This window comes from Acidithrix sp. C25, assembly GCF_904848545.2.
Genome location: NZ_CAJHCI020000003.1, coordinates 94,059 through 107,392, shown reverse-complemented (window position 1 = coordinate 107,392; position 13,334 = coordinate 94,059). Strand labels below are relative to the sequence as shown.

Annotated in this window: 9 protein-coding genes and 1 pseudogene; 6 read left to right on the top strand and 4 right to left on the bottom strand. The window is 46.8% G+C overall.

Annotated features, from left to right (window positions below; all coding sequences use genetic code 11):
* Window positions 1–70: 70 nt before the first annotated feature.
* Complete coding sequence (locus ACIDITHRIX25_RS99595; protein ID WP_200891149.1) at window positions 71–895, top strand: HAD family hydrolase; 825 nt, start codon at window positions 71–73, stop codon at window positions 893–895.
* A gap of 529 nt (window positions 896–1,424) precedes the next feature.
* Here the strand turns inward: ACIDITHRIX25_RS99595 and ACIDITHRIX25_RS99590 are convergent.
* Window positions 1,425–2,969 carry an MFS transporter gene (locus ACIDITHRIX25_RS99590; RefSeq protein WP_201731853.1) on the bottom strand — a complete coding sequence of 515 codons (1,545 nt, stop codon included), beginning with the start codon at window positions 2,967–2,969 and terminating at the stop codon, window positions 1,425–1,427.
* A gap of 547 nt (window positions 2,970–3,516) precedes the next feature.
* Here ACIDITHRIX25_RS99590 and ACIDITHRIX25_RS99585 point away from each other — a divergent pair.
* Window positions 3,517–4,323, top strand: a complete 807-nt coding sequence (locus ACIDITHRIX25_RS99585) for a thioesterase family protein (protein WP_052604030.1) — start codon at window positions 3,517–3,519, stop codon at window positions 4,321–4,323.
* 116 nt (window positions 4,324–4,439) lie between these two features.
* On the opposite strand, the gene ACIDITHRIX25_RS99580 is transcribed toward ACIDITHRIX25_RS99585, so the two are convergent.
* Together ACIDITHRIX25_RS99580 and ACIDITHRIX25_RS99575 are read right to left on the bottom strand one after the other, a co-directional pair.
* Window positions 4,440–5,378 (bottom strand): sigma-70 family RNA polymerase sigma factor, encoded by a 939-nt coding sequence (locus ACIDITHRIX25_RS99580; RefSeq protein WP_201731852.1) that lies wholly within the window; start codon window positions 5,376–5,378, stop codon window positions 4,440–4,442.
* 830 nt (window positions 5,379–6,208) lie between these two features.
* A complete protein-coding gene (locus ACIDITHRIX25_RS99575; RefSeq protein ID WP_082058367.1) occupies window positions 6,209–8,029 on the bottom strand; it encodes an NAD+ synthase in 1,821 nt (606 codons plus the stop codon).
* Between the two features lie 771 nt (window positions 8,030–8,800).
* Here ACIDITHRIX25_RS99575 and ACIDITHRIX25_RS99570 point away from each other — a divergent pair.
* Window positions 8,801–9,325 carry a GNAT family N-acetyltransferase gene (locus tag ACIDITHRIX25_RS99570; RefSeq protein WP_052604033.1) on the top strand — a complete coding sequence of 175 codons (525 nt, stop codon included), beginning with the start codon at window positions 8,801–8,803 and terminating at the stop codon, window positions 9,323–9,325.
* Window positions 9,326–9,446: 121 nt separating this feature from the next.
* Here the strand turns inward: ACIDITHRIX25_RS99570 and ACIDITHRIX25_RS99565 are convergent.
* A pseudogene (locus ACIDITHRIX25_RS99565) lies at window positions 9,447–10,308 on the bottom strand (IS1595-like element ISAxf1 family transposase).
* A gap of 191 nt (window positions 10,309–10,499) precedes the next feature.
* Here ACIDITHRIX25_RS99565 and ACIDITHRIX25_RS99560 point away from each other — a divergent pair.
* From ACIDITHRIX25_RS99560 to ACIDITHRIX25_RS99550, 3 genes are all read left to right on the top strand, one after another.
* Entirely contained in the window at window positions 10,500–11,009 is a 510-nt protein-coding gene (locus ACIDITHRIX25_RS99560; protein ID WP_052604034.1) for a hypothetical protein, read from the top strand.
* A gap of 32 nt (window positions 11,010–11,041) precedes the next feature.
* Window positions 11,042–11,218, top strand: a complete 177-nt coding sequence (locus tag ACIDITHRIX25_RS99555) for a hypothetical protein (RefSeq protein WP_160291677.1) — start codon at window positions 11,042–11,044, stop codon at window positions 11,216–11,218.
* Between the two features lie 517 nt (window positions 11,219–11,735).
* A complete protein-coding gene (locus ACIDITHRIX25_RS99550) occupies window positions 11,736–12,854 on the top strand; it encodes a branched-chain amino acid aminotransferase (protein ID WP_201731851.1) in 1,119 nt (372 codons plus the stop codon).
* Window positions 12,855–13,334: the final 480 nt, after the last annotated feature.

The window sequence follows — 13,334 nt, the reverse complement described above, 5'->3', positions numbered from 1 at the left end:
TTAGCCCAAATAAAAGTCAACCAAATAATTTACCAAATCACCAAAGAGAGGTTGCAACTAGGATGTTATTGTGAGAGCTGCCTTCTTTGACCTTGATAAAACTGTAATTGCCAAAGCATCTATGCTCGCCTTTGGAAGGACCTTCTACAAAGAGGGGTTACTATCCCGCCGAACCATTATGCGCTCCGCTTATGCCCAGGTCTTGTATAAATACACCGGGGCAAACGAGCGACAACTTCAAAAGCTCAGAGAAACAGTTCTTTCTCTGACCAAGGGTTGGGAAAAGTCATTGGTCTCAGCAATCGTTTCGGAGACAATGACCGAGATAGTGGAGCCTCTTATCTTCAAAGAAGCCCTCGACTTGATAGAAGAACATAAAAAAAATGGGGACCTTGTATTCATTGTTTCGGCATCGCCCAGCGAGATCGTAGTTCCCCTTGGTGAACGACTCGCCGTCGACGGTGTAATCGCGACTATATCAAAGGTTGACGCCGACGGAAGATACACCGGGGAGATGGAGTTCTATGCATACGGCCCATACAAGGCCGAAGCCATGCAAAAGTTGGCCGAAGAATATGGATTTTCTCTAGAAGAATCGTACGCCTATTCCGACTCATACACTGACCTCCCAATGCTTGAAGCCGTAGGAAATCCAGTCGTAGTCAATCCAGATCGAGTCTTAGCTAAAATTGCCAAAGATCGATCCTGGAAGATACTCAGTTTCACCAATCCCGTGCGAGTTCGTGAAGGACGCGTCCGACCATCTACACCAACCGCACTTGTAGCATTGACCCTGGGAATCGCATCCGTCGCGGCCTCAAGCTTCTACCTGCTCTATCGAGTACGACGTTTGTCTGCTCAGATTCGTTCCATTCTTTTGTCAGCGGCAGATTAAAAAAGAGGTCTCTGGCGCGGTCGAGCTATCGATATAGTCGATCCGTAATTGAGCTTTAGGGTTATGAGCTAAATTAACAAGGTGTCCGGCAAGCCAAAAGGCCACCGGACACCAGTTTTTTTACATTAAATATTCGAATCGTTCGCCTGCTATCAATTTGACACAAGACAACTCATCCAATAGATATCTTCATATCGTTGGTCCCTTGAATCTATGAGACAAAGCGATCACCGCCGAAAAAGACGAATCTAGCCTACGCAGTGGCACGAAGTTTCTTGGCAGCAAGCGCTCCAAGGCCCGCAAGCAAAATTACAAATATTAGCTTCTTCATAAACAGCCTCAATCTTTCAATACATCTATAGTTTTACAATATTTCATCAATCCTAGTTTCTCTTTATTTTAGGTCGCCTATCTCATCGACTCCAAAACCCCGATAACTAAAGTTCGAAAAACGATCATCCATCCGAAAGCAAGCTCCAGATTCGCCCGACTTCTGATTGAAAAAACAATTCCTACTCGTCAATCTAGCCTAGGCGCCCTCAAAGCCAAGAATCAACTCTTCGTCAATCGCCTCAGCAAGTCGCTTTGGCGACTTCGGTAGCATCAATGCGGAAAGCGAGGCGAATACTGCAATTACCGCTGACGCTGTCATGGCGACACCGTACCCATGGGAGGCAGCCATTAAAACTGCGGCATGATGGCTCACGTGCACATTTGAGGCTAGCGAGCTCAGATTCGAATTAGTGACCGCTAAAGCCAGCGAAGAGAGCCCCGCAAGCCCGACCGCACCTCCAACCTGCCTAGCAGTATTCAAAACGCCTGAAGCCAATCCTGCGAGGTGACGATCGATTCCCGTCGTAGCGGAAAAGGCCAATGGAGTGAAACAAAGCCCCATCCCGAGTGTCACCAAGATGCTTGGAAGAAAGAGAGATCCTAAATAGCTCGAAGTTGGGGAGATGTTACCCAACATCAAAAGACCTATAGCAGTTATTATCGGACCACCAATCACAAGTGGCCGCGACCCGATCTTAGATATCAATCGAGACGATATCTGTGCACCGGTAATGATGGCCAAGGTTTGAGGTACGAAGGCAAGACCTGCCTTTAATGGGGAATAGCCGAGGATCTCCTGCATAAATAGCGACAAGAAGTACCAGCTCGCAAAGATTGAGCCGCCTACCAAGAACATGGCAATATTGGCTACACTCAAAGCCCGATGTCTAAAGATAGCGAGCGGAATGATTGGGCTTCCAGCGATTTTGGCTTCATAATAGACAAAGAACATCATCGAGGCTGCCCCAATAGCAAACGCTACGAGGGTTTCAACGTTAGCCCAGCCTAGATTTCCCCCTTGTACTAGGCCATAGACGACCGCCGTGAGGCCAAATGTAATTAAGGCAGAACCCACAACATCAAGGCGCGCTCCTTTTGTTGCTTGGCTTCTCTTGAATTCAGAGAGAAACATCCATGCCAGAACGACTTCGAAGATGCCGATTGGCACATTGATGAGAAAGGTCCATCTCCAGCTCAAGTAATCAGTCAAAATACCGCCAAAGAGAGCACCTGCAGCACCACCTGCGCCCGCTACGGCACTCCAGGCACCCAAAGCTTTAGCTCGTTCACGGCCCTCTTCAAAGGTTGTAGTAATAATCGTCAATGTCGATGGAGAAAGGATCGCTGCTCCGACGCCTTGAAGCGTTCGAGCAATGATGATCTCCCTTTGTGACGTAGCGATAGCACCAACGAGCGAAGCCACCGAAAAGAGAAAGATGCCGCTGAAGAAGACTTTGCGTCGACCGATAATGTCTACCAGGCGGCCACCGAGCAATAAAAGCCCCGCGAAACTCAAGGTATATGCATTTAGGATCCACTGCAGGTTAACCTGACTAAATCCCAAGGAGTTACGAATCGACGGTAGAGCGACATTCACAATCGAGACATCGAGCACCACCATGAACTGAGCCACACAGGCGATCGTTAAAATCAAACCCTTATGGGTCGAAATACTTTCCGATCTACCTTTAAAGCGTTGGCGCATTGAGCGAGCGCTACCCTGAGAAGTTGTTGGAGTCATCCGTACCAAACCGTTCTATCTATAAAATCTGTAATTCACTGCCGAATACTTTTAAAATGTTGCCAACTTATGGAGCACAAAACATTGAATAGCCCATCTAGGTATTCTTTGTGCTTTATGCAAATCAACTCATGCCAGCAATTTAATTGGGCAATCGAATAGTTCGCATTGCAACTAACGACGCAAGCAAACTATAAATTCCCCCAAAGCTGAGAGAAATCAACCAAGTTGGCATCTACCAAAGGTTGAAGAATCAAACTGTATCCAAAACTATCGCCTAGCGGCAAAACTTTTGGCCCCTACATTCCGAGGTAGAACTTTACACGAAGTGATAAGCAAATTCGACCCCTCGTTAGAATGAATAGTGCTTTTCTATCTGCAATCGATCACTCCTGGCCAAAGTTCTAAAATCTACGTTGAAAATCTCGGGGTCCGAGGTAGAAATTTTACCTTCATCACAGCCCACACGTATTTTGGCAGTTTTTGGTCGAGTTCATTTACTATCCTTTTTCTAGCCAATGTGGATTAAATGAGCTAGGTGATTCGAGTGCTAACAAAATTTGACAAAGATATAGAAGCTTCGTCGATTGGAAACAATAAGTTTCTCGGAGAAATTGCAACCGGATGGTCAACTGGAAGAGGCCCCAACGGCGGATACATCGCCGCGTGTCTTATGTCTGCGATGAACAAAACGATCGACGATCCCACACGTTTGATTAGGTCACTCACCACCCATTATCTCTCCCCACCATCATTAGGCGAATATGAAATAACCCTAGAGACTGAAAAATCAGGGAGATCAGCTACCTTTATTACCGCTCTTATGAGGCAAAGAGAACGAGTAGTCGCCAAAGCATTCGGGGCATTCGCCATCAACCTTCCCGGCCCTTTCTTTCAAGACGTTCAACTAGGGGAGCCTCCCAGACCGAATCAAATTGCACCTTCAAGAGTAAATGAAGGTCGACTGGTCGAAATGCATGAACGATATATCTCCAAGGTGGTTCCTGATAAAGAGTCATTTCCCAGTGGGAGACTAGCTAAGAGCAGTGGTTGGCTTCGCCTAAGTGAAAATAGAAAAACAGACTCCTTGCTTCTCGCGGCATATAGCGATGCTTGGTTGCCATCCATCTTCACGAAGTTGGATGGGGACTTCGCCGTTCCAACTCTAGATCTAACGATTCACTTTCGCTCCGATTGTGATCCGTTAGATCTAGATGAAGATGCCTTTTGCTTTGTGAAGTTCAAATCACAATTAGCAAACGGCGGATTCATAGAAGAAGACGGCGAGATCTACGACCCCGGCGGCAGACTTCTGGCCCAATCACGACAACTTGCACTTTTAGCGCCAATGTAGTCGTCCTCGCAGGGTCCACAAAAATAAGATGCTGGCTTTAGTGGCGACTTGAGCCAAAGAAAACCAGCATCTTAATCCAACGACCCACGACAAAGAAATTTCATGTAACTAAGCAACTAAAGAGTTAACAAGTCTCTCGCACCTGTATCCGAGGAAGGATGGCGAAGCTTTGACATGGCTCGGGCTTCTATCTGTCGAATTCGCTCGCGTGTCAAATTAAAATGCTCCCCCACCTCTACTAGAGTCCTGGGTTCACCTCGGTCAAGACCAAAACGTAACTTCAATATATCTCGTTCACGATCATCCAAAGGTGCCAACAATCGAGCAATCTCGACTGGTAACAGCGTCGTCGCTGCGACTTCAAATGGAGATTCCGCAGCGCGATCTTCCACGACGTCTCCGAGTTCCGCGTCACCATCATCCCTCAGTGGCTCTGAGAGTGAGAGAGGCTCGGCACGAAACTTAAGAGCATCCAAAAGCTTAATTTCATCTATTTCAACCTCTTTAGCTAGCTGGGCCAAGGAAGGTGGGTAACCCAGTTTGAGCTCTAGACGCGCTGAAGCTTTTTGAACACGAGAAAGCGTATCTCCTGCATGAACAGGAAGTCGTATAGTCCGGCCAGTGTTAGCGATCCCTCTGGTAATGGCTTGCCGTATCCACCAGGTCGCATAGGTGGAAAACTTAAAACCTTTACGCCAGTCGAACTTCTCAACTGCATGCATTAGTCCTAAATTACCCTCTTGAATTAGATCCAAAAGAGGCAGTCCAGAGGCCTGATACTTCTTGGCGATAGATACCACCAGCCGTAGGTTCGACTGGACAAAGGCTCTTTTTGCCGAATTACCCATAGTAATATCGACTTTTAAGCTTGATCGACGCTCGATAGGCATATCTTTAGACCTGGACGAAAGCTCTTTTTGAGCTTTAGCGCCACGCTCGATATCCTTAGCTAGCCTTACTTCGTCATCTTTTGATAGAAGGGGATATTGACCTATATCCGTCAGATACATCCTGACGAGGTCTTCTTCGTCCTTATCAATCCGGTCCTTGGCCACCAAGTCCCACCTTTTCCAAAGCAGTGTGAAAATTAAATATCTTCACAAAATTCAAACCAAACTAGTTGGCCGACTATTTCCGAATCTCAAGTCCGACGGCATTTTGACTGATCGATAGAATTTTACCTACTATTGATAAAAATCCATCAGTGCAATTATCGGGACTTGGATTAATCCAGTAAAAAGTGCGCCATATCGACTATCTCATTAAGATTGCAATCATTGAGTTTTGAAGATCCCCATCCATTTCAAAATATCTCGATTTGCCTTTCCAAGTTCGGCACTGATTCATCAGTTACTCCTAACTTGTGAGGAACCCTTGAAGTTAGGTCACCCCCAATAACGGTTTAGCATGGCTTGAAATCATATTCAACAAATCTAAAGCCCAAAGCACCGTGACAAATTCGAAATGAAACAGTATCTAACCATAAGTATCATGCTCCATTTAGAAAATAGGTTAGCGTCGACTTGGGCTACCGACCTCAAAAGCTAACATTCACAATAATATCCTGATTCAAAATAAGACCAATGTGACAAAAAAGTAGATACAGCGCCCACACGATCACATTACGATCCAACAAATCCACATCGCTTCGCCCAGCCCAGCAGAAGGGTGGAAGAGACGTGGAAGAGACGTGGAAGAGACGTGGAAGAGACGTGGAAGAGACGTGGAAGAGACGTGGAAGAGATAAAGCCCTCGAAATTCCTATCGGATTAGATTGACTTACCATATGCTAACCAATTGATTCCAGTCAATCACCACATATCTCATCCATAGCCCACATATCTCATACATAGTCCACGCATGCCTCTATTCGTCAAAAAGCAATTCAGAGGCCATAGCGTCGCTGGTCAAAGCCATTGGTTATAGGCATTCGCCGATCTTTGCCAAACGCTCTCGGGGTAACTCGAACCCCGGGTGCACCCTGGCGCCTTTTATACTCGCTCCTATCGATCAAGGTCGATATCTCAGAAACCAATTCGGGATCAAATCCACTTGTGACCATTTGGCTCGTCGTCATGTCTCGCTCCACCAACGCCATTAAAACTGGATCTAGCACTTCATAAGGAGGAAGCGAGTCTTGATCGAGCTGATCGGGACGCAACTCAGCGCTGGGAGGCTTTATGATCACCGACTCAGGAATGACCTCGCGACCAAATGCCACCTCGTTGATATATCTACACAACCTGAATACAAGTAGCTTTGGCAAATCCTTTATCAAAGCAAACCCACCAGCGCTGTCTCCATAAAGAGTGGAATATCCAGTGGCTATTTCAGACTTATTGCCAGTTGTTATAACCATTGCGCCGGTTGCATTCGAGTATGCCATCAGTAGGACTCCACGAATTCTACTTTGGAGATTCTCATCGGTCAGACCTTTGGGATCTGATCCCAAAAGGCCCTTCAATACACCTCGAAACTCTTGATGAAGAGATGATATCGCGACGACATTCATCGCGATTCCCAAGTTATCCGCCAAAATCTGCGCGTCATCAAGAGATGAACCCGCATTATAACGCGAAGGCATCGCTATACCAAAGGTCCGCTCTTTTCCTAGCGCTAGGGTACAGATTGCTGCACACAATGACGAATCTATACCTCCCGATAGCCCCATGACTACCGAGCGAAATCCATTCTTATTTACGTAATCCCTAAGGCCCAAAATCAATGCCGAAAGCGTCTCGCCGAGATCATAATTATCCAGAGAATCAACCCAATTCAAGTCAAAACGAGGCGCTGGATGTGTCCATAATGCAGCGTTATTATTGGAAGAACTCTGGTCACTTGGGTAAATGGATGGCACCTCTAACGAAGGCTGATTATCTACCACTTTGATGATTTCCGGATCAAGGTCGCTCATTAGACCCCTAGGATCTAGTTGAAACTTCCGACCTCGACCTACTAGGTCTATCGAGACAACTTCCACCTTTTCGACAAAGGCTTCGACACTCACTATCAAGGATCCGCTTTGATCAAATGCCATAGATCCCCCATCAAAGACGAGTTCATCTTGGCCCCCAACTAGATTCACGTAAACTATCGGAGTTGACAGATCGCTCGAGCGAACCGATAGCATCATTGCGCGCTGCCAGCGTCGACCGATAGAAAATGGAGATGCATTCAAATTTAAAATGAGTTCTGCTCCACCTCTAACCTCATCTAGCGCTGGCCCTATCGGGCTCCAGATGTCTTCACAGATCGAGACACCCACCTTGACACCACAGATCTCAAAGAGCTTGACAGGTGAGTTAGCTGCCACAAAATATCTTTGCTCGTCAAAGACCGCGTAATTTGGGAGTAATCGCTTCCTGTAACTCTCAAAGACCTCACCGCCAAAGGTAAACGAGGCTGAATTATAGAGACGCCCATCTTCTTCTGGATGACCGATAAGCAGAACAGATTCGGGGACACTTTTAGCAATCTCATTCAAATGCTCACGGGTCGCCCTTATGAATGAAGGCTTCAAAAGCAAATCTTCTGGCGGATAGCCACAAAGTGCCAACTCCGGAAAGACGCTAATTTGACTACCTAGCGAATGTGCCTTCCTAGCCGTTTCGACTATCAAGTTGGCATTACCTTCTAAATCGCCCACCTTCGGATTGATTTGACAAATACCGATCCGAATCGAGGCGAGTTCAATATCTGACATACTTCGAACCTCAGATGGAATGCTACTACCCAAAAGTCGTAATCCTTGCAATGAGTTAGCAGATGAAGTTACGTGCGACAAAATAACTCTGGAAAAGAGATGACATTGAGAATCTAGCTATTGCGATTCTCTGGGCAACCCCAGCTAAGTCGTTGGATCCTAGAATTGATTCCTAGGCAAACTTGCGAGCAAGAGATCATGGCATGTGCGCCTACGTCAATCTTTGCTATCGGTACTTGAGGGCAAGTGATGGGTTCGTCCTAACAACTAGAAAAGATATTCGAACTAGCTATCATTGAAAACAAACTCCGTCGATATTCAAAACGGTATTGTTCCCTTTACTATCTAGACATATCGCACCTATGGCAGCGCAGCCAACAGAAATAATTATTTCCAAGACAACAAACAATTATCGGCAACGACATTTATAGACCGCTTACCAAAAAACATCAAACGACTGATTTGTCAGCAATTTATCCAAAAGCTCTTAGGGCTAATTTCAAATCGATCAACCTGTCGTTTAGGCCCTAATTGTGATAATTATCTCGAAATAGAATCAATTCGCTAAACGTGCAAACCTAAAGTCAAAATTATAAGGTTCTATCAACTAGAAGTTAGGCGATATCAGACAAGGGGTTGATCGACTTCGAATCTTTGTCCAAATTGATTCAGGAGCAAACTTTCGCATCTAAAAGACCTGGTTGGGCAAATAGAGCCGTCTAGCCAAGATCATCCTAAATGAAGGCGCGTTATATGATATGATTTTCTGATATGGTAGCAGCACCAATTATCACTTCAAGGCTCCGCCTCGAGGCGCTCTATCCCGAAACGATCGAATCCTTACTCGCTCATGATATTGCGAGTGCCCAAAGCATCCAAGGGACTGTTTTTTGCAAAGAGTTCCTTGAATCAGCTGATGAGACTTTCTTATATATACAGCTCGAGCAGATGAAGTCACGACCATCCAGCCAGGAATGGGGTGTTCGAATTATTGTTCGCAAAGAAGATGGCGAAGTCATCGGGCATTGTGGTTTTCATGGCCCTCCCGAGATCATTGGTAAAACTGAGATTGGTTACACTATCCTGTCTGGATATCGCAGACAGGGATACGCGGTAGAGGCAGCTCGGGGATTAGCAGATTGGGCGCGGCTGCAAGGGTCGGCCGTCGTCTTCGCTTCAGTCTCGCCGGGCAACTCTGCTTCAATTGGAGTTTTAAAGAGGTTGGGTTTTGTAATCACGGGAGTTCGAGACGACGAGGTCGATGGTCAAGAGTACATTTACGAACTTGCCTTATGACCACCCAGCCTTAAACCCTATAAGCTCAATGCACCCAAAATTAACCAAACACTATAGGTCGGTGGCTTTCACTTAATACTTATCAAGTTTCACAAGCAACAGCTATTTCGGAGTCAGACTCTCAGAGTAGCGGATGGGGAGAATCAAAGACGCATCTATAGAGAAGTCGCTCGACCAAGGATTTTTCAACCTGCCTTCAGTAGAATCGTTATAGAAATTCCTCGACGCACAAGTTGCTTACGTTCCCAGCGTCCGTGGTAGGTTCTGTCGATTAATTTCTTACAGTTTCCAATTGAGGATCTTGATCCAATTAAATGTTGCATGTTACGAATCGTATTTTGATAAGTAACTGAATGTGCTATCCCAAGTTCTTTGAGTACATGCTTCACAACTGGGGTTACCATTGCATATCAGCTTCGTCTCAAAATCTAGGGGCTTTGCATAAACATCTTTGGGCGATTTGGCGGTGGTGTCTTTGATAACCTTTATAAAAACAATTAGACCTCTGCTCCATTGCTAATCGACATTCCATTAGGACACATTGGTGCGGGTCGTTACTTTTCCTCTTCTGCCTTTGCTGTGGCTCTCACCACGAAGTAAGAACTCACCTAACTAGACGTTTGCTCCAAGTCTGTATAAGCCATTACTCCTAGCCCATTACTCCTAGCCCATTGCCTTTCGTTGCTTTATTAGCATTAACCGGCCAGTCGGATATGAGACTCGGACGAATTTAGCTAGGGTGGTGGCCGAAAGACCACGCTTGTCGTTGGACAATAGGCAGCGAAGAACCACTGGGATAAAGAGATGCGACTTCGATAAAAGATAGACCTCGATGTAACTGAAGTTTGACAGTGGCACGATTTACATTGAAAAAGTAGAGCTCAAGATGCTGTATTTCCTGTAATGGCTTGGTCTAATTAAGGCAACTGATCGAAGTCACACTTTGGGCATCTAATGCCCTCTTTTGATCGCAATTTGATCAAATGATCTTCGCATGCTTCTTGCTAAGAGAAACCTACCATAACATCCGAGATATCCACCGTATCACCTCAATCGAGCATCTGCCCTACCAAGAATTAGCTCCATTGCGGTCTCGGTGGAGTCGAAACTTACGAAAGTTGATGAGTTTTTACTAATTTGTTGTGTTACAACTCCTTTAAAGTATTGTTGAGAGATGGAAACCGCCGACCCGATCGTTGCAGCTACTCAAATCGTCAATGAGCGCTTTCCAGAGTGTCGGGGGGCGTTCTTGTCGAAGAGCGTGCTGACCTCTCACCGAACCCCAACTTCCGACCTCGACATCGTTGTGGTTCTGGACGGCCCTCCAGCTCCGTACCGGGAAAAGATTCGATCTCACGGTTGGATCACTGAATTATTCGTCCATTCACGAGACTCGTTGACGCGCTTCTATGGCCTGGATGCACAATCGCGAACCTGCACGCTGGCCAACATGAGTGCGAACGGCTATGTGCCACGAAGCAATGGTTATGAAGTGACTGAAATACAAGAAGAGGCCCGGGCAATTATCGATGCTGGCCCCGCCGCTTTGACGAATGAGGATCGAGCTCGACGTCGGTATCGGCTGACCGACCTGCTCGAGAATCTTCGTGGTACTTCAGACCATGTTGAGACTGTCTTTATAGCGAGTCAATTATTGAGAGAAGCCGGGGACTCGCTTTACTGAGTGAATGTCGGTGGCTGGGTGTAAGCAAGTGGATGGCACGCCACCTCATGGATGCACCGGATGGCTTCGCAAACCGCCTTGCTGACGCATTCGCGTCACTGCTAGTCGATGACAGGAAGGAACCGATGATCGAGGTAGTGGGCGATATTCTACACTTAGCTGGCGGACCCCTGACTGAAGGCTTCGTCGCTCATAAGGCGACTGAATGACCACCTTATTGCTGGTTCTTAATCCTACCCTCGGATTTGGTACGGTGTTCGTAGTGGCTCGCGGAGCTCAGGGAACGTCGTTAGAGTTGGAAAAAAGACACGCAGTTGAAACTCCTCTGATTTATAATCCGTAATTAGGTCCGCTATCACAAATCGACGATGGTTTTCGATCCATTTCGCAATAGAAAGCTTCCAGCCTAAAATCGTTAAAAGTTGTTCGATTGGCCACTAGCATTCGCCATGGCGCGGTCGATGGCCAGAATTCCTCCATGGAGTTGCATTTGGTAAATCTAGTTTGCAACTGTTTGGCCTCAAGCCAACTTGGCTGGCTGGAATTGTATATGATGATATCTTAGGATTTTGGCCTGACTTCAATGCTATCGGCGGTTCACCAACTTGAGCGACCCGACTGTGCATATTAAGAAATAGAAACGACCCAATCGATCGAGAGATCCCAGCACAAAGGACTATCTTTCATGTACCACAACCGTAAATCGCCACAAAGCTCCGTGATGGCATGACCAAAACATCTCAAGATTCCAGCGATCTGGTCCATGGCTTTTCGTTCGAATTGGGAGTGCGAGCCAGCGAGCAAGAGCGCAATTCCCACTTAATTCGCCCGGGGTTCGGGCGGATACACACCGATCACATGGTTTCAATTTCATATGATCGTCAGCGAGGCTGGGACGCCGGATCACTTCATCCTTATCGTCCGATAGTATTAGACCCAACAGCGATGGTGCTACATTACGGTCAAGCAATTTTCGAGGGGTTGAAAGCCTATCGCCAGCCAAATGGCACGATAGCCGTCTTTAGACCTATGGAGAATGCCAACCGCTTTAACCGTTCAGCAACACGACTATCAATGCCACAACTTCCGAATGACTTGTTTATACGCTCGATCCGCGCTCTTTTGCATGTGGATCGCGATTGGGTGCCCAAAAACCTCGGACAGAGCCTTTACCTTCGTCCGCTCATGTTCGCATCAGAGCCGATGTTGGGAGTGCGACCGTCGGATCAATATGAATACATCTTGATCGCAAGTCCTGCTGATCCGTTCTTCTCCGCGGAGCCGACCCCGCTACGCGTCTGGATTACTCATGAATATGTGAGAGCAGCCCCAGGAGGGACCGGCGAGGCAAAATGCGCCGGAAACTACGCCGCGAGCCTACTCGCTCAGGCCGAAGCTTTTGATGCAGGATGTGATCAGGTCGTGTGGCTCGACGCAATCTCCAGAACGCAGGTCGAAGAGATGGGCGGCATGAACCTCTTCTTCGTGGAGCAATCTGGCGACCAAACACGTATAGTGACTCCGAGATTAACGGGAACACTCCTCGCTGGAATTACTAGGCTGTCGATCCTTCAGTTGGCCGCAGACGCAGGCTTTCAAGCAGCCGAGATAGACCTCTCAGTAGACGAATGGCGGGATAGATGTGCTAGCGGGACTATTACCGAGGCATTTGCTTGTGGAACTGCGGCCGTGATCGCTCCAATTGGCGAAGTTAGGTCTTCAAAGTCCTCATGGCTTGTAGGTGATGGAGGTGCTGGACCCATTACGATGCGTCTACGGAAGTCACTTCTCGATATCCAGCACGGGATCAGTGAAGATAGGCACGGCTGGATGGAAGAGATGTGACCGATCCAACAACTCAGCGGCGAAAACTCTTTCAGTGACACGGAGGCATCGTCGAGCAATGAATGGGTGGCGGTAAGACTTCTATCGCGCAGATTTCTATTATCGCTAAGATTCTCAGCTATTGAAACTTGGGTACTTGCTCACGTCGTCAAACTTACATGGCGGTCAAATAGGCCACTTGAACTAACTTCCAATTCGCCGACGTTCGGAAAGGAACACACCAATATCAAAGTGTTACTTTCTAAACGGTGTTGCATTGGGGTAAATTAGACGACGCAAAATTAATTTCAACATCCACTGTCTCAAACGAAAGAGCGAGGATCTCCCTGAAACAACTTGTTACGCCAAAGCTAGAATTACTCATTATCTGACAATCCTGACCAAATAGATACCAGGAGTGACAGTTTTTTGCCAACCGGTTGCACCCAAGCATTAGTCTTACTCAAATTCTTGACAGGCAACCGCAACGTTCCCTGGGGA